Annotated in this window: 23 protein-coding genes; 20 read left to right on the top strand and 3 right to left on the bottom strand. The window is 66.3% G+C overall.

Going from position 1 to position 14718, the window contains the following annotated elements; genetic code table 11:
• From AC1DYD_RS39765 to AC1DYD_RS39835, 15 genes are all read left to right on the top strand, one after another.
• On the top strand, positions 1-267 hold a 267-nt coding region (locus tag AC1DYD_RS39765; RefSeq protein WP_478137308.1), incomplete at its 5' end, for an EF-Tu C-terminal domain-related protein.
• A gap of 23 nt (positions 268-290) precedes the next feature.
• Complete coding sequence (gene rpsJ, locus AC1DYD_RS39770) at positions 291-605, top strand: 30S ribosomal protein S10 (RefSeq protein ID WP_028250951.1); 315 nt, start codon at positions 291-293, stop codon at positions 603-605.
• Between the two features lie 157 nt (positions 606-762).
• Positions 763-2346, top strand: coding sequence for a carboxypeptidase-like regulatory domain-containing protein (locus AC1DYD_RS39775; RefSeq protein ID WP_478178226.1), 1584 nt, complete (start codon positions 763-765; stop codon positions 2344-2346).
• A gap of 71 nt (positions 2347-2417) precedes the next feature.
• Positions 2418-2822 (top strand): hypothetical protein, encoded by a 405-nt coding sequence (locus AC1DYD_RS39780; RefSeq protein WP_478178227.1) that lies wholly within the window; start codon positions 2418-2420, stop codon positions 2820-2822.
• 246 nt (positions 2823-3068) lie between these two features.
• The gene (rplC, locus tag AC1DYD_RS39785) at positions 3069-3749 is read left to right on the top strand and encodes a 50S ribosomal protein L3 (RefSeq protein WP_478178228.1); all 681 of its coding nucleotides are present in this window, start codon (positions 3069-3071) and stop codon (positions 3747-3749) included.
• A complete protein-coding gene (rplD, locus tag AC1DYD_RS39790) occupies positions 3749-4369 on the top strand; it encodes a 50S ribosomal protein L4 (RefSeq protein WP_286569495.1) in 621 nt (206 codons plus the stop codon). Before rplC ends, rplD begins: the two co-directional genes overlap by 1 nt.
• 5 nt (positions 4370-4374) lie before the next feature.
• Positions 4375-4701 carry a 50S ribosomal protein L23 gene (rplW, locus tag AC1DYD_RS39795; RefSeq protein ID WP_478091358.1) on the top strand — a complete coding sequence of 109 codons (327 nt, stop codon included), beginning with the start codon at positions 4375-4377 and terminating at the stop codon, positions 4699-4701.
• Positions 4702-4703: 2 nt separating this feature from the next.
• On the top strand, positions 4704-5528 hold the full coding sequence (rplB, locus tag AC1DYD_RS39800) for a 50S ribosomal protein L2 (protein ID WP_286370947.1): 825 nt from the start codon (positions 4704-4706) through the stop codon (positions 5526-5528).
• A gap of 10 nt (positions 5529-5538) precedes the next feature.
• Positions 5539-5817, top strand: coding sequence for a 30S ribosomal protein S19 (rpsS, locus tag AC1DYD_RS39805; RefSeq protein WP_007838132.1), 279 nt, complete (start codon positions 5539-5541; stop codon positions 5815-5817).
• A gap of 9 nt (positions 5818-5826) precedes the next feature.
• Positions 5827-6159 (top strand): 50S ribosomal protein L22, encoded by a 333-nt coding sequence (gene rplV, locus AC1DYD_RS39810; protein ID WP_007838134.1) that lies wholly within the window; start codon positions 5827-5829, stop codon positions 6157-6159.
• A gap of 13 nt (positions 6160-6172) precedes the next feature.
• On the top strand, positions 6173-7099 hold the full coding sequence (gene rpsC / locus AC1DYD_RS39815; protein WP_478178229.1) for a 30S ribosomal protein S3: 927 nt from the start codon (positions 6173-6175) through the stop codon (positions 7097-7099).
• 28 nt (positions 7100-7127) lie between these two features.
• A complete protein-coding gene (gene rplP, locus AC1DYD_RS39820) occupies positions 7128-7544 on the top strand; it encodes a 50S ribosomal protein L16 (RefSeq protein WP_028250943.1) in 417 nt (138 codons plus the stop codon).
• Between the two features lie 16 nt (positions 7545-7560).
• Positions 7561-7812, top strand: a complete 252-nt coding sequence (rpmC, locus tag AC1DYD_RS39825; protein WP_478178230.1) for a 50S ribosomal protein L29 — start codon at positions 7561-7563, stop codon at positions 7810-7812.
• Positions 7813-7821: 9 nt separating this feature from the next.
• The gene (gene rpsQ, locus AC1DYD_RS39830; RefSeq protein WP_158726241.1) at positions 7822-8091 is read left to right on the top strand and encodes a 30S ribosomal protein S17; all 270 of its coding nucleotides are present in this window, start codon (positions 7822-7824) and stop codon (positions 8089-8091) included.
• Between the two features lie 161 nt (positions 8092-8252).
• Positions 8253-8759: a redoxin family protein gene (locus AC1DYD_RS39835; protein ID WP_478178231.1), complete on the top strand. Its 507-nt coding sequence runs from the start codon at positions 8253-8255 to the stop codon at positions 8757-8759.
• Here the strand turns inward: AC1DYD_RS39835 and AC1DYD_RS39840 are convergent.
• Positions 8756-9337: a GNAT family N-acetyltransferase gene (locus tag AC1DYD_RS39840; protein ID WP_478178232.1), complete on the bottom strand. Its 582-nt coding sequence runs from the start codon at positions 9335-9337 to the stop codon at positions 8756-8758. The genes AC1DYD_RS39835 and AC1DYD_RS39840 overlap by 4 nt on opposite strands.
• Positions 9334-10044 (bottom strand): cytochrome b/b6 domain-containing protein, encoded by a 711-nt coding sequence (locus AC1DYD_RS39845; RefSeq protein ID WP_478178233.1) that lies wholly within the window; start codon positions 10042-10044, stop codon positions 9334-9336. The genes AC1DYD_RS39840 and AC1DYD_RS39845 overlap by 4 nt, the downstream gene beginning before the upstream one ends.
• 147 nt (positions 10045-10191) lie before the next feature.
• Here AC1DYD_RS39845 and AC1DYD_RS39850 point away from each other — a divergent pair, with 147 nt between their 5' ends.
• A complete protein-coding gene (locus tag AC1DYD_RS39850; protein ID WP_478178239.1) occupies positions 10192-10638 on the top strand; it encodes a c-type cytochrome in 447 nt (148 codons plus the stop codon).
• A gap of 27 nt (positions 10639-10665) precedes the next feature.
• Here the strand turns inward: AC1DYD_RS39850 and AC1DYD_RS39855 are convergent, their stop codons facing one another.
• The gene (locus tag AC1DYD_RS39855; RefSeq protein WP_478178234.1) at positions 10666-11163 is read right to left on the bottom strand and encodes a TlpA disulfide reductase family protein; all 498 of its coding nucleotides are present in this window, start codon (positions 11161-11163) and stop codon (positions 10666-10668) included.
• Positions 11164-11241: 78 nt separating this feature from the next.
• Here AC1DYD_RS39855 and AC1DYD_RS39860 point away from each other — a divergent pair, with 78 nt between their 5' ends.
• From AC1DYD_RS39860 to ptsP, 4 genes are all read left to right on the top strand, one after another.
• Positions 11242-11778 (top strand): hypothetical protein, encoded by a 537-nt coding sequence (locus tag AC1DYD_RS39860; protein WP_478178235.1) that lies wholly within the window; start codon positions 11242-11244, stop codon positions 11776-11778.
• Between the two features lie 156 nt (positions 11779-11934).
• On the top strand, positions 11935-12390 hold the full coding sequence (locus AC1DYD_RS39865; RefSeq protein WP_478178236.1) for a PTS sugar transporter subunit IIA: 456 nt from the start codon (positions 11935-11937) through the stop codon (positions 12388-12390).
• Positions 12359-12628, top strand: coding sequence for an HPr family phosphocarrier protein (locus AC1DYD_RS39870; RefSeq protein ID WP_478178237.1), 270 nt, complete (start codon positions 12359-12361; stop codon positions 12626-12628). The genes AC1DYD_RS39865 and AC1DYD_RS39870 overlap by 32 nt, the downstream gene beginning before the upstream one ends.
• A 144-nt stretch (positions 12629-12772) precedes the next feature.
• Positions 12773-14572, top strand: a complete 1800-nt coding sequence (gene ptsP, locus AC1DYD_RS39875; RefSeq protein WP_478178238.1) for a phosphoenolpyruvate--protein phosphotransferase — start codon at positions 12773-12775, stop codon at positions 14570-14572.
• Positions 14573-14718 lie beyond the last annotated feature (146 nt).

The raw sequence follows: 14718 nt of genomic DNA on the forward strand, positions 1-14718 counted from the left end.
GAGGTGTACGTTCTGTCGAAGGACGAGGGCGGCCGTCACACGCCGTTCTTCAACAACTACCGTCCGCAGTTCTACTTCCGCACGACCGACGTCACGGGCGCGATCGAGCTGCCGAAGGACAAGGAAATGGTCATGCCGGGCGACAACGTGTCGATCACGGTGAAGCTGATCAACCCGATCGCGATGGAAGAAGGCCTGCGCTTCGCCATCCGTGAAGGCGGCCGCACCGTGGGTTCGGGCGTCGTGGCCAAGATCCTCGACATCTGATTCGAAGCAGCGAAGGAATCACCATGGCTACCAAGCAAAAAATCCGCATCCGCCTGAAGGCGTTCGACTACAAGCTGATCGACCAGTCGGCAGCCGAGATCGTCGATACCGCCAAGCGCACCGGCGCGATCGTCAAGGGCCCGGTGCCCCTGCCGACCCGCATGAAGCGTTTCGACATCCTGCGTTCGCCGCACGTCAACAAGACCAGCCGCGACCAGTTCGAGATCCGCACGCACCAGCGCCTGATGGACATCGTCGACCCGACCGACAAGACCGTGGACGCGCTGATGAAGCTCGACCTGCCGGCCGGCGTCGACGTCGAGATCAAGCTGCAGTAAATACCTGCTGTTGCTCTTTTTGTGAAGCCCGCCTACAGAAATGTAGGCGGGCTTTGTTTATTCTGGCTTCTCTGTGGCATCCTCGGAAAAATCTGCAACTTGCGCAGAAAACGCTCATCAGAGGCGAGGTAATTTCTCAGAGAGGTGCGGAATGCAGGTGAAGTGGGTTTGGCGAAGCGTGGCGTTGGCGGGCGTGGTGGTGCTCGCGGCCTGCGGTGGAGGGGGTGGCGGCGGCGGCTTCGCTGCGTTGCCGGGGGCCGCCGGGGGCACTCCGGGTGCCGGCACCGTCAGTCTGAGCGGTACCGCGACCTACGTCTCGGTCCCGAATCCCGACGGCGGACTGGTCTATGCGGCCGCCGCACCGAAACCGATTCGTGGCGCCAACGTCGAGATCGTCGACAGCGGGTCGAACGTCGTTGCGACGACGACCACCGACGCCAATGGCGCCTACGCGGTGTCGGTCCCCTCGAGCACCCAGGTCCTGGTGCGGATCAAGGCCCAGATGGTGCAGGCCGGCGGCGGCGCGAGCTGGGATGTCTCCGTGCGCGACAACACCCAGTCCGACGCCCTCTATGCGATCGAGACGCCATCGTTTTCCAGCGGCGTCGCGGCCGGCACCCGGGACGTCCAGGCGCCGTCGGGTTGGGACGGCACGCACTACGCCTCGACCCGGGCCGCCGCGCCGTTCGCGGTGCTCGACGCCGTCTACGCCGCCCAGGCGAAGATGCTGTCGGTCGCGCCCGCTACCGCCTTCCCGCCTTTGCGCGTCTTCTGGAGCCCCAACAACGTTCCGGCCAGCGGCAATCCTGCGCTCGGGCAGATCGGGACCACCTCCTTCTCGACCAGCAGCGCCGGGCGCGCCATCTACGTGCTCGGCAAGGAGAACGTCGACACCGACGAATACGACGAATCGGTGATCGCCCATGAATGGGGGCACTACTACCAGTCGGCCTTCAGCCGCGACGATTCGCCGGGCGGCAGCCATGGCTTGAACGACCGCCTGGACCGCCGCGTGGCCTTTTCGGAAGGGTGGGGAAATGCCTGGTCCGGCATCGCGCTGGCGCGCCGCAACTACACGGATTCGGTCGGCGCATCGCAAGGGCCGGGCACCAACATCGATCTCAGTTCGGGCGCCGCCGCCACTCCCGGCTGGTTCCGCGAGGCCTCGGTGCATTCGATCCTCTGGCGCCTGAACAGCCAGGTCGGCTTCAAGCCGATCAACGACACCCTGACCGCCGCCGCCTTCAAGAACGGCGTGGCGGTGAGCTCCATCCATCCTTTCGCCGCCGCCTTCTACGCCGTGGCGCCTTCCAGCGCCTCGGCCTTGTCCAGCCTGCTGGTCTCGGAGCAGATCAGCGCCGCTGCTGGCGATGCTTTCGGCGCCCAGGAAACGAACACCGGCGGCGTGTCCGGCGCGCTGCCGATGTACAGCCAGGCCACAGTCCCCGGCAACACCACGGCCTGCGTGTCCAATACGGCGGGCGCCCCCAACAAGCTCGGCAACTACGTCTACCTGCGCTTCGCCATCCCCGGCGCGGGCGTCCGGACGATCACCGTCACCGGCCCGAGCACGGCCGACCCGGATTTCGCGGTCTACAGCGGCCGGCTGATCGACGAAAGCATCGGTTTCGGCAGCAGCGAGAGCAAGGCGGTCAGCCTGCCTGCGGGCGACAACGTTCTGGTGATCAACGACTTCAACAACTCCTCGGCATCGACATGTTTCAACGTCAGCATCCAGTGAGAATCGGGGCCGCCCTGGCTTGCGCCCTGGCGCTGGCCGCGCCCCTGGCAGCCGAAGCCGGCGGAGGACCGATGACGACCGCGCCGATGAAGGCCAATGGGGCCGGTGTGGTGGTCCAGTACCGCGTCGACGGCACGCCGCAGGCCGGCCAGGCGGTGGCGGTGCAATTGAGCTTCGACGGCATCGTCGATCCGGCCGGCGCCACGGTCCGGCTCGCGACCGAAGGGGGCCTGTCGCTGGTGGGCGCCGAGTCGACCCGCAGCCTGCCGGCGGGGCAGGCTGCCACCTGGACCGTGGAGGTGGTGCCGGCCGCGACCGGCATCGGCTATCTGAACGTCTTCACCACGCAATTCGGCGCGACCAGCGCCACTTCGGTCGCGGTCCCGGTCGGCAAGCCGACCTCCGTGGCCCCGGCCGGCGGCGCCCTCAAGCGCTCAGCCGACGGCGACAAGATCCTGCCGATGCAGGTCAAGTAGCCCTCCCGGGCTTCGCTGAAGCGCTCGCTTGCGCCTTTGGGCGCTTGCGGGCTATAATCTTCGGCTCTGCCTAACTTGCGCCTTCCTGGGAATCCAGGGATTGCGGTCAGGCGGGAACTTTAACAACCCTCGTTCGTGGGCCCTCGAGCGCGAAGGCGTGAAAACGCAAGCGCATGAAGGGGTCCAACGCTGTCGCCAATTGAAGTGGCAGCGGCGGGCGAGGACTTCCATTTTTGGAGAAAACAAATGAGTCTGAGCAACTCCCTCGGGTTGCTGGGCCGCAAGGTGGGGATGATGCGTCTCTTCACCGATGACGGGGACGCAGTTCCTGTCACGGTGGTGGATGTGTCCAACAACCGCGTGACCCAGATCAAAACCCAAGAGACCGATGGCTACGTCGCACTGCAAGTGACGTTCGGTTCGCGCAAAGCATCGCGCGTGACCAAGCCGGCCGCCGGCCACCTCGCCAAGGCGGGTGTCGAAGCCGGTGAAATCATCCAGGAATTCCGCGTGACCGCCGATACGGCCGGTCAGCACAAGGCCGGTGGCGTCATTGCCGCAGGCAGCGTGTTCGCGGTGGGCCAGAAGGTCGACGTGCAAGGCACTTCGATCGGCAAGGGCTTCGCTGGCACGATCAAGCGCCACAACATGAGCTCGCAGCGCGCGTCGCACGGCAACAGCCGTTCGCACAACGTGCCCGGCTCCATCGGTATGGCGCAGGATCCCGGTCGCGTGTTCCCCGGCAAGCGCATGACGGGCCACCTCGGCGACGTCACCGTGACGACCCAGAACCTCGACGTGATCCGCATCGACGAAGCACGTCAGCTGCTTCTGATCAAGGGCGCGATCCCCGGCTCGAAGGGTGGCTTCGTCACCGTGCGTCCGGCCGTCAAGGCCAAGCCGCAAGCCGCTGAAGGAGCCAAGTAATGGAACTCGAACTCCTGAACGAACAAGGCCAGGCCGCGTCGAAGTACGACGCCCCCGAGACCGTGTTCGGCCGTGACTACAACGAAGACCTGGTTCACCAGATCGTCGTCGCATTCCAGGCCAATGCCCGCCAAGGCACGCGCGCCCAGAAGGACCGCGAACAGGTCAAGCACTCGACCAAGAAGCCTTTCAAGCAAAAGGGAACGGGCCGCGCCCGTGCCGGTATGACGTCCTCGCCGCTGTGGCGCGGGGGTGGCCGCATCTTCCCGAACATGCCTGACGAAAACTTCTCGCAGAAGATCAACAAGAAGATGTACCGCGCCGGCATGGCGTCGATCTTCTCGCAACTCGCTCGCGAAGGCCGTCTGGCCGTGGTCGATTCGATCAAGGTCGACTCGCCCAAGACCAAGGCGCTGGCCGCCAAGTTCAAGGCGATGAATCTCGAGTCCGTCCTCGTGATCGCCGAAGAAGTCGACGAAAACCTGTACCTGGCCTCGCGCAACCTGGTCAACGTGCTCGTGGTCGAACCGCGCTACGCCGATCCGGTGTCGCTGGTCCACTACAAGAAGGTGCTGGTCACCAAGGGTGCCGTCGACAAGCTCAAGGAGATGTTCGCATGAGCCGCATGAACCCTACGCCCAAGCAGCGTCAGTTCGACGAAGGTCGCCTGATGAACGTGCTGGTCGCCCCGGTCGTGTCCGAAAAGGCCACGATGGTCGGCGAGAAGTCCAATGCTGTCACATTCAAGGTGCTGCAAGACGCCACCAAGCCAGAGATCAAGGCCGCTGTTGAACTGATGTTCAAGGTCGAAGTCCAGGGCGTGTCGGTGCTCAATACCAAGGGCAAGTCCAAGCGCTTCGGCAAGTCGATGGGTCGTCGCGACAACGTTCGCAAGGCCTACGTCACGCTGAAGGCTGGTCAAGAGCTCAACCTCGTCGGGGAAGGCGCTTAATCATGGCCGTCATCAAGATGAAACCCACTTCGCCGGGCCAACGCGGCGCGGTGAAGATCTCGCGGGACCACCTGTACAAGGGTGCGCCGCACGCCCCCCTGCTGGAGCCGCAGTTCCAGAAGGCCGGCCGCAACAACAACGGTCACATCACGACCCGTCACAAGGGCGGTGGCCACAAGCACCACTACCGCGTGGTGGACTTCGTGCGCAACAAGGACGGCATCCCGGCCAAGGTCGAACGCATCGAATACGACCCGAACCGCACCGCCCACATCGCGCTGGTGTGCTACGCCGACGGCGAGCGCCGCTACATCATCGCCCCGCGCGGTCTGGAAGCCGGTGCCACGCTGCTGAGCGGTTCGGAAGCCCCGATCCGCGCCGGCAACACGCTGCCGATCCGCAACATCCCCGTCGGCTCGACCATCCACTGCATCGAACTGCAACCCGGCAAGGGCGCGCAGATCGCTCGCTCGGCAGGTACCTCCGCCACGCTGCTGGCCCGCGAAGGCGTCTACGCCCAGGTGCGCATGCGCTCGGGTGAAGTCCGCCGCGTGCACGTCGAATGCCGCGCCACCATCGGTGAAGTCGCCAACGAAGAACACAGCCTGCGCCAACTCGGCAAGGCCGGTGTGAAGCGCTGGATGGGTATCCGCCCGACCGTTCGCGGCGTGGTGATGAACCCGGTCGACCACCCGCACGGTGGCGGCGAAGGCAAGACCGGCGAAGGCCGCCATCCTGTCGACCCATGGGGCAATCTGACCAAGGGTTATCGCACCCGTAACAACAAGCGCACGCAAGTCTTCATCGTGTCGCGTCGCAAGAAGTAAGGGTTAGCACATGACTCGCTCTCTCAAAAAGGGTCCGTTCGTCGACCACCACCTCGTGGCCAAGGCCGACAAGGCCGTGACGACCAAGGACAAGAAGCCGATCAAGACCTGGTCGCGTCGCTCGATGGTCCTGCCCGAGTTCATCGGCCTGACCATTGCCGTGCACAACGGCAAGCAGCACGTGCCCGTGTACATCACCGACCAGATGGTCGGCCACAAGCTCGGCGAATTTGCGCTCACGCGCACGTTCAAGGGGCACCCCGCGGACAAGAAAGTCCAGAAGAAGTAAGGAACGACCATGTCTGAAACACGTGCAGTCCTCCGCGGCGTCCGCCTCTCGGTCGACAAGGGCCGTCTGGTCGCTGACCTGATCCGCGGCAAGAAGGTCGATCAAGCGCTCAACGTTCTGCAGTTCACGCAGAAGAAGGCCGCTGTGATCATCAAGAAGGTGCTCGAGTCGGCGATCGCCAACGCCGAGCACAACGACGGTGCCGACATCGACGAACTGAAGGTCAAGACCATCTACGTCGAGCAAGGCGCCACGCTCAAGCGCTTCACCGCGCGCGCCAAGGGTCGGGGAAATCGCATCAGCAAGCCCACGTGCCATGTGTACGTGACGGTTGGCAATTAAGGCTGGAAAAAATATGGGACAGAAAATCCACCCCACCGGCTTCCGCCTCGCGGTCAGCCGTAACTGGTCCAGCCGCTGGTACGCAAGCAACAAAGACTTCGCCGGCATGCTGGCCGAAGACATCAAGGTGCGCGAGTACCTGAAGAAGAAGCTCAAGAACGCATCGGTTTCGCGCGTGCTGATCGAGCGTCCCGCCAAGAATGCCCGCATCACGATCTACTCGGCACGTCCGGGCGTCGTGATCGGCAAGAAGGGCGAAGACATCGAGAACCTCAAGCGTGAACTCGGCCGCCAGCTCGGCGTGCCGGTCGCGGTCAACATCGAAGAAGTGCGCAAGCCCGAAATCGATGCCCAGCTGATCGCCGACAGCATCACGCAGCAGCTCGAGAAGCGGATCATGTTCCGCCGTGCCATGAAGCGCGCCATGCAAAACGCCATGCGTCTGGGTGCCCTCGGCATCAAGATCATGTCGTCGGGCCGCCTGAACGGCATCGAAATCGCGCGTTGCGAGTGGTACCGCGAAGGTCGCGTGCCGCTTCACACGCTGCGCGCCGACATCGACTACGGCACCTCGGAAGCCAAGACCACCTACGGCGTCATCGGCGTCAAGGTCTGGGTCTACAAGGGCGACACGCTGGGTCGCAACGACCTGCCGGCCGTCGAAACGCCGCGTCCCGACGACGAGCGCCGCCCCCGCGGCCCGCGTCGCGATGGTCGCCCGGGTGGCGATCGTCCGGGTTCGGACCGTCGCGGTCCTGGCCCGCGCGCCGGTGCCCGTGGCCCGATCGGTGGCAACACCGCGCCGGCCGATGGCAGCGACAAGCCCGCAGAAGCCACTGGTGGAGCTCCGGCTCTCCCGGGTGCAGACTCGAAACCCGCCGTTAAGCGCGTACGCAAAGCCGCGCCAGCTGCAGCAGCTGACGGTGCCAAGACCGAGTGATCGGTCTTAGAACTACGGAGTAACAAAAATGCTGCAACCTGCACGCAGAAAGTTCCGCAAGGAACAAAAGGGCCGCAACACCGGCATCGCGACGCGCGGCAACGCCGTGTCGTTCGGTGACTTCGGCCTGAAGTCGATCGACCGCGGCCGTCTGACGGCCCGCCAGATCGAAGCCGCACGTCGCGCGATCTCGCGTCACGTCAAGCGCGGTGGCCGCATCTGGATTCGTGTGTTCCCCGACAAGCCGATCTCCCACAAGCCCGCCGAAGTGCGGATGGGTAACGGCAAGGGCAACCCCGAGTACTACGTCGCCGAAATCCAGCCTGGCAAGGTGATCTACGAGATCGTCGGCGTGCCCGAAGAACTCGCTCGCGAGGCCTTCCGTCTGGCCGCTGCCAAACTGCCGCTGCGCACGACCTTCGTCGCACGCCAGCTCGGCGCCTGATCGAGGAGAACACCCCATGGCAACACGTAAGAAGAAGGAAGTCGCGGCCCCGGCCAAGACTTCGAAGGCTGCAGTGCTGCGCGACAAGGACGTCGCCGGCCTGCAAACCGAAATCAAGGACCTGCAGAAGGCCCATTTCGGCCTGCGCATGCAGAAGGCCACGCAACAGCTGTCGAACACCTCGACCCTGCGCGTGACCCGCCGCGACATCGCGCGCGCCAAGACCATTCTTGCTCAGAAGCAGCAAGAAACCCAAGCCGCCAAGTAAGGAGTGAACATGACGGAAGTTAAAAAGTCCCTCAAGCGCACCTTGATCGGCAAGGTGGTCAGCGACAAGCGCCAGAAGACCGTGACCGTGCTGGTCGAGCGTCGTGTCAAGCACGAGCTCTACGGCAAGATCGTGGCCAAGACCAGCAAGTACCACGCCCATGACGAAAATGGCGAATACAAGCTGGGCGACACCATCGAGATCACCGAGAGCCGGCCGATCTCGAAGTCGAAGAACTGGGTCGTGACCCGCCTGGTGCAGAAGGCCGTCCTGGTCTGAATGTAGACCCCCACGCTCCCCACTGCGTGCGGTTCGCTGCCCCTCGAGGGGGCCGCAGGCCGCCTTGGGAGCGGCCCGGCGCCGGCCTGATCACCGCGGCGCACGCCCGAACCGAAAGCGGCCCACAATGTGGGCCGTTTTTCTTTTTCTGGAGCACACAAATGATCAAAGTCGGCGACACCCTTCCTTCGGCCACCCTGCAGGAGTATTCCGAGGTCGAAGGCGAGGGCTGCAGCATCGGACCGAACCCGGTCGACGTCACCAAGGCCGCCGCGGGCAAGACCATCGCGCTGTTTGCACTGCCCGGCGCCTTCACGCCGACCTGCTCGGCCAAGCATGTGCCGGGCTACGTGCAGCACTACGACGACTTCAAGGCCGCCGGCGTCGACGAGATCTGGTGCGTGAGCGTCAACGATGCCTTCGTGATGGGCGCCTGGGCGCGCGACCAGAACACCGGCACCAAGGTCCGCATGCTGGCCGATGGCAGCGCCGCCTTCGCCACCGCCACCGGCCTGACGCTCGACCTGAGCGCGCGCGGCATGGGCGTGCGCAGCAATCGCTATTCGATGCTCGTGAAGGACGGCAAGGTCGCGACGCTCAACGTCGAGGGCCCCGGCAAGTTCGAGGTCAGCGACGCCGACACCCTGCTGGCCCAAGCCAAGGGCTAGAGATCTGCCTTGAGGTAGTGCGACCCCGCAATGGGGTTGTGATAGTAGGGCGGCACTTCCGCAAAGCCCAGGTCCTCGTAGAGGGCCCGGGCCGATTCCATGTCGTCCAGGGTGTCCAGCAGCACGCAGGCATAGCCGGCACCGCGGGCGGCATCCAGGATGGCCTCGGCCAGTTGGCGGCCCAAGCCGACGCCCCGGAACTGCGGCCGCACATAGAGGCGCTTCATCTCGGCCGCGTTCGGGTAGTCGGCCGTATCCAGCGGGCGCAGCGCGCAGCAGCCGGCGATGTGCGCGAGCCGGCCCTGGCCGCGCGGCAGCGGCGCGGCATCGACCGGGACGGCGACCTCGCCGACGTCGACCAGCGCCAGCAGCAGGGCGCCCCGCGGCTCTGCGTACTCGCCCGGCAGGCCGACCAGTTCCTGCTCGAAGTTCTGGAAGCCGAGATCGATGCCCAGCGAATCGGCATAGTCGCGGAAGATCGCCCGCACCGCGTCGAGTTCGTGCGGCTCGTCCGGCGTGATCATGACGATCTCCGGCGTGTCGGCAAGCGGCAGCGGACGTGACAAGGAGTGGCTCATGGTCGCAGCGATGCGATCCAGCTCGCGAATGCGGCACAGACCGCGAACACCGCCATCGCCAGCAGGCGCGAGGCGGCGTCGTCACGGCTCGGCGGTACGCTGCCGCCGAGCAGCCGCTTGTCCCCGGTGATCATCGGCCTCAGCAGCTGTTGCCGACGGACCAGCACATAAAACAGCACGGCCAGCACGTGCAGGCCGATCAGCACGATCACGATCCATTTGCCCAGCACCGCGTGCCAGTGCGTCGCCGCACCGACGATGCCGCCGGAGACGAAGCGGGCGAGCGGGCCTGAACTCGAGATCTCGTCGTCCGAAAAGAGGCCGGTCGCAACCTGGACTGCGAGCAGCAGGAGCAGCGCGAACACCGACAGCGCGCCAAGCGGCGAGTGGCCGACCAGATGGTCGGGAGGGGCTTGTCCGCGCAGGTAGTCGGCCACCGAGCGCGGCGCATAGAGAAAGGCCGCGAAGCGCGACCAGCGGCCGCCGACGAAGCCCCAGACCGCCCTGAACAGCAGCAGCGCCAACAGCGTGTAGCCGATCCGGAAGTGCCATTCCATCGCGCCGCCGAATCCGGTCGCGATCTGGGCGACGACCGCCGTCGCGAGCAGCCAATGGAAGACGCGGGTCGGGAGATCCCAGACGCGGGTTTCCGAGGGCGCATCGCTCAGCCCCGCGCGTGGCGTGTGGGACTGGAAGGAGGCGGTCATCGATAGCGGTGGACGCAGCGGCGGAAGCCGCAGATTAGCAAACTTCCAGGCTGCCGCGCCCTGCGGGTTGTCTCTAGTCGTATGCGGGCGCAAATTCATACACTCGGCCAGGCGGCATTTCCCGCGGCTTTCCAGAAAGAACCAAGAATGAAACGATTGCCCCTGTTCGCCCTTGCGGGCGCCGCTTTCGCCCTGGCGCTTCCGGCCGCCGCTCAGTTCGCCAAGCCCGCGGATGCGATCAAGTACCGGCAGAGAGCGATGTTCGTGCAGAACCAGCACATTGGGCGCATTGCCGCCATGGCGAGCGGTCGTGCGCCCTTCGACCAGGCCGCCGCGGTCGCCAACGCGGATGTGCTCACGGTGATCACGAAGCTGCCCTGGGCCGCTTTCGGACCCGGCACCGAGGGTGGCAATGCCAAGCCCGACATCTGGAAGGAGCAGGCGAAGTTCAAGGAACTCAACGAGCGCTTGATGGCCGATACGGAAAAACTCGCGGCGGCGGCCAAGACCGGCAATCTGGATGCGCTGAAGGCCGCTGTGGCGAACGTCGGCGAAACCTGCAAAACCTGCCACGACACCTTCCGGAAGAAGTGACTCGGGCCGGGCCGCGCCGGCCGGGGGTCAGGTTTCCGCCAGGAGTTTCTCGATCAGCTGGTGCAGTTCGGCGAAGTCGGGCTCGCCGACGTAGCGCTTGACGATCTCGCCGCGCTTGTTGACGACGTAGGTGGTGGGCGTCAGCTGCACGTCGCCCCAGGCCTTGGCAACGGCGCCGGTGTTGTCGATCGCCACCTTGAACGGCAGCTTGCGGGTTTCGGCGAAATTGACCACGTAGCTGGGCGGGTCGTAGCTCATGGCCACGGCCAGCGTGTCGTAGCCGCGCGCCTGGTACTTGTCGTAGGTGGCGATGACCTTGGGCATCTCGCCGACGCAGGTCACACAGCTGGTGGCCCAGAAATTGACCAGCGTGACCTTGCCCTTGAGGTCCTCGGTGCTCTTCTTGCTGCCGTCGAGCAGCACGAAGGTGGAGGTCGGTGCCGCCGACACCCCGGTATTCAGGTACACGCCGACACCCACGGCCAGGGCGAGCGCGACAGCGGCGGCGTAGATGACTTTTTTCATGGGCAAGGGATGGAGCGGTCGGGGGAATTTTAGTTCCGATCGGGCGGCGGTTCGATAATCGGGTTTCCGATGGCCCCGATGACCCGTTCCCGCCTTGCCGCGCCCGCCTTGGCTCTTGCCTGCGCGCTCGCCGGCTGCAGCCCGACCTTCAATTGGCGCGAGGTGCCGATCGGGGATGAGGGCGTCGTCGCGCTGCTGCCTTGCAAGCCGGACCGGGCGACACGCGCGCTGCCGCTCGGCGTCGACGCGGTCACGGTCGACATGGCGGGCTGCGAGACCGGTGGCGCCACCTTCGCGGTGGCCCACGCCGTCGCCGGCAACCCGGCCCAGGCCGAAGGCTGGATCCGCGCCTGGCGCGCGGCGACGCGCAGCCAGCTGGCCGGCGCCCCGACGACCGAAACCGCGGCCGTGCTGCCGCGCGCGGCCAATGCGCCCGCGCCGGTGCGGCTCGACACGCCGGAGGCCGAGGGCGGCGCTTCCGCCAAGGCGCTGCATGTGCTCTGGTTCGCCCAGCAGCGACCGGACGGCGTCGCGCTCTACCAGGCGACCGTGATCGGCAAGCCGTCCTCGGCCGACGCGCTCCCCACCTTCTTCGAGGGCTTGCGCGTTCCATGAGCCGCCGGGCCGCCCCAAGGCGAATACCGCAGTGCGAAGCACGGAGGTTGCCTGATGCGCCGCCGGGCCGCCCCAAGGCGAATACCGCAGCGCGAAGCACGGAGGTTGCCTGATGCGCCCGCCCCCGCATAATCGACAGGCCGCCCTTCGATCCGAATGAACAGCATTTTCATCATCGCCCACTCTCCGCTCGCGCAGGCGCTGCGGCAGTGCGCGCTGCATGTCTTTCCCGACTGTGAGACGTCGATCGTCGCGCTCGACGTGCTGCCCAACGTGTCGCCGGACGAAACCCTCGCTGCCGCCCGCATCATGCTGGCCCAGTTGCAGCTCGCGCCGCGCTCGCAGGTGCTGGTGCTGGCCGACGTGTTCGGCGCCACGCCCTGCAACGTGGCGCAGAAACTCGTCGACGGCGTCCGGTCGCGGCTGGTGGCGGGCGTCAATCTGCCGATGCTGCTGCGCGCGGTGAGCTACCGCAACGAAGCGCTCGACACGCTGGTGCAGCGAGCCGTTACCGGTGGCACCGCGGGCGTGATGCAGGTGGCGGTGGCGGCTCCGCAGAATCAGGCAAGAAGAAAGCACAGTGACCAAGACATCCGTGACCATCAGCAATAAGCTGGGGCTGCATGCACGCGCCTCGGCCAAACTCACCAAGATCGCCGGCAGCTATCCGTGCGAGGTCTGGCTCTCGCGCGGCGACCGCCGCGTCAACGCCAAGAGCATCATGGGCGTGATGATGCTGGCCGCGGGGTTGGGTGTCACGGTCGAGATCGAGACCCTCGGCGAGGGCGAGCAGGACGCGCTCGATGCGATCGTCGCCTTGATGAACGACAAGTTCGGCGAGGGCGAGTGATGGCTCTCCCCCAGGTCGGCTCACTGCGTGTAGCCTCCCACCTCCTCGCCGGGGGCAACACCAGCGGCCCGGCAAAGCCGGTTCCCCGGTGTTTCACCCGCAGAGCCCGCGCTTCGCGCTGGCTCATGGGATGACGGGGGCGCCATGACTTTCGTCGTCCACGGCCTTCCCGTTGCTCGCGGAATCGCCATCGGGCGGGCGGTGCTGGTGGTCTCGAGCCGCATCGACGTCGCCCACTATTTCATCAAGCCGGAGCAGATCGAGACCGAGATCGACCGCGTGCGCATGGCGCGCAACGCGGTGGCCGAGGAACTGCAGAAGCTGCAGGCGAGCGTCGCGCTGATGGGGCCCAACGACGCGCCGCACGAGCTCTCGGCGCTGCTCGAAGTGCACCAGATGCTGCTGCAGGACGAGGTGCTCACGGGCGGCGTCAAGCACTGGATCGTCGAGCGGCTCTACAACGCCGAATGGGCGCTGACCACCCAGCTCGAGGTGGTGGCGCGCCAGTTCGACGAGATGGAGGACGAATACCTGCGCGAGCGAAAGGCCGACCTCGAGCAGGTGGTCGAGCGGCTGCTGCACCGCATGAAGGGCACGGCCGCGGTGCTCGCGCCGACGCCGCCGCGGCGCAAGCGCACCGCCGACGAAGACGACCACCACGACCTGATCGCCGGCGACGCCTTCGACGCGCCGCTGGTGCTGATCGCGCACGACCTGTCGCCGGCCGACATGCTGCAGTTCAAGAAGAGCGTGTTCGCCGGCTTCGTGACCGATGTCGGCGGCCGCACCTCGCACACCGCGATCGTCGCGCGCAGCATGGACATCCCGGCCGTGGTCGGCGCCCGCAGCGCCAGCCAGCTGGTGCGGCAGGACGACTGGGTCATCATCGACGGCGATACCGGCGTGATGATCGTCGACCCCTCTCCGATCATCCTGGCCGAGTACGGCTTCAAGCAGCGCCAGGGCGACCTCGAGCGCGGACGCCTGTCCCGGCTGCGCCACAAGCCGGCCGTGACGCTCGACGGCCAGCGGGTCGACCTGCTGGCCAACATCGAGATGCCCGAGGACACGCTCGGTGCGGTCAAGGCCGGCGCGGTGGGCGTCGGCCTGTTCCGCAGCGAGTTCCTGTTCATGGGGCGCGAGGCGCACAACCTCACGCGGCTGCCCGACGAGGAGGAGCAGTACCAGGCCTATCGGCGCGCGCTCGATGGCATGAAGGGCATGCCGGTCACGATCCGCACCATCGACGTCGGCGCCGACAAGCAGCTGGACGGCAAGTCCCAGCGCGAGGATTTCCACCTGAATCCGGCGCTGGGGCTGCGCGCGATCCGCTGGAGCCTGGCCGACCCGGCGATGTTCCTGACCCAGCTGCGCGCCATCCTGCGGGCCGCGGCGCACGGCGAGATCCACCTGCTGATCCCGATGCTGGCGCATGTCAGCGAGATCCACCAGACGCTGTCGCTGCTCGACTTCGCACGCACCGAGCTCGACAACCGCGGCGCGGTGTACGGCAAGGTGAAGCTTGGCGCGATGATCGAGATCCCGGCCGCGGCACTGACGCTCAAGACCTTCCTGAAGCACTTCGACTTCCTGTCGATCGGCACCAACGACCTGATCCAGTACACGCTGGCGATCGACCGTGCCGACGAGTCGGTGGCCCACCTGTACGACCCGGCCCATCCGGCGGTGCTGCGGCTGGTGGCCGAAACCATCGCCGAATGCCGGCGTCAGGGCAAGGGCGTCAGCGTCTGCGGCGAGATGGCCGGCGACGTGACGTTCACGCGGCTGCTGCTGGGCCTGGGGCTACGCAGTTTCTCGATGCATCCGTCGCAGATCCTGGCGGTCAAGCAGGAGGTGCTGCGGGCCGACACCAGCAAGCTCGAAGCCTGGGCGCAGGAGGTCCTCGAGTCGGAGAACCCGGCGGCTGCGCTGGTGCGCACCTGAGGCCGGCGCCGGGCCGCCCCAAGGCGGCCTGCGGCCCCCTCGGGGGGCAGCGACCCACGCGCAGTGGGGGAGCGTGGGGGCTCAGGCCGGCGCCGGGCCGCCCCAAGGCGGCCTGCGGCCCCCTCGGGGGGCAGCGACCCACACGC

Source organism: Variovorax sp. P4_B11 (genome assembly GCF_056402355.1).

What these genes read in the sequence shown, in the direction of transcription:
- rplC (WP_478178228.1), top strand. Translation starts at nt 3,069, where the DNA reads ATGAGTCTGAGCAACTCCCTCGGGTTGCTGGGCCGCAAGGTGGGGATG.
- rpsQ (WP_158726241.1), top strand. Translation starts at nt 7,822, where the DNA reads ATGACGGAAGTTAAAAAGTCCCTCAAGCGCACCTTGATCGGCAAGGTG.
- AC1DYD_RS39855 (WP_478178234.1), bottom strand. Translation starts at nt 11,163, where the DNA reads ATGAAAAAAGTCATCTACGCCGCCGCTGTCGCGCTCGCCCTGGCCGTG.
- AC1DYD_RS39860 (WP_478178235.1), top strand. Translation starts at nt 11,242, where the DNA reads ATGACCCGTTCCCGCCTTGCCGCGCCCGCCTTGGCTCTTGCCTGCGCG.
- ptsP (WP_478178238.1), top strand. Translation starts at nt 12,773, where the DNA reads ATGACTTTCGTCGTCCACGGCCTTCCCGTTGCTCGCGGAATCGCCATC.
- AC1DYD_RS39840 (WP_478178232.1), bottom strand. Translation starts at nt 9,337, where the DNA reads ATGAGCCACTCCTTGTCACGTCCGCTGCCGCTTGCCGACACGCCGGAG.
- rplP (WP_028250943.1), top strand. Translation starts at nt 7,128, where the DNA reads ATGCTGCAACCTGCACGCAGAAAGTTCCGCAAGGAACAAAAGGGCCGC.
- rpsS (WP_007838132.1), top strand. Translation starts at nt 5,539, where the DNA reads ATGACTCGCTCTCTCAAAAAGGGTCCGTTCGTCGACCACCACCTCGTG.
- rpmC (WP_478178230.1), top strand. Translation starts at nt 7,561, where the DNA reads ATGGCAACACGTAAGAAGAAGGAAGTCGCGGCCCCGGCCAAGACTTCG.
- rpsC (WP_478178229.1), top strand. Translation starts at nt 6,173, where the DNA reads ATGGGACAGAAAATCCACCCCACCGGCTTCCGCCTCGCGGTCAGCCGT.
- rplB (WP_286370947.1), top strand. Translation starts at nt 4,704, where the DNA reads ATGGCCGTCATCAAGATGAAACCCACTTCGCCGGGCCAACGCGGCGCG.
- rplW (WP_478091358.1), top strand. Translation starts at nt 4,375, where the DNA reads ATGAACCCTACGCCCAAGCAGCGTCAGTTCGACGAAGGTCGCCTGATG.
- AC1DYD_RS39835 (WP_478178231.1), top strand. Translation starts at nt 8,253, where the DNA reads ATGATCAAAGTCGGCGACACCCTTCCTTCGGCCACCCTGCAGGAGTAT.
- AC1DYD_RS39865 (WP_478178236.1), top strand. Translation starts at nt 11,935, where the DNA reads ATGAACAGCATTTTCATCATCGCCCACTCTCCGCTCGCGCAGGCGCTG.
- AC1DYD_RS39850 (WP_478178239.1), top strand. Translation starts at nt 10,192, where the DNA reads ATGAAACGATTGCCCCTGTTCGCCCTTGCGGGCGCCGCTTTCGCCCTG.
- rplV (WP_007838134.1), top strand. Translation starts at nt 5,827, where the DNA reads ATGTCTGAAACACGTGCAGTCCTCCGCGGCGTCCGCCTCTCGGTCGAC.
- AC1DYD_RS39845 (WP_478178233.1), bottom strand. Translation starts at nt 10,044, where the DNA reads ATGACCGCCTCCTTCCAGTCCCACACGCCACGCGCGGGGCTGAGCGAT.
- rplD (WP_286569495.1), top strand. Translation starts at nt 3,749, where the DNA reads ATGGAACTCGAACTCCTGAACGAACAAGGCCAGGCCGCGTCGAAGTAC.
- rpsJ (WP_028250951.1), top strand. Translation starts at nt 291, where the DNA reads ATGGCTACCAAGCAAAAAATCCGCATCCGCCTGAAGGCGTTCGACTAC.
- AC1DYD_RS39780 (WP_478178227.1), top strand. Translation starts at nt 2,418, where the DNA reads ATGACGACCGCGCCGATGAAGGCCAATGGGGCCGGTGTGGTGGTCCAG.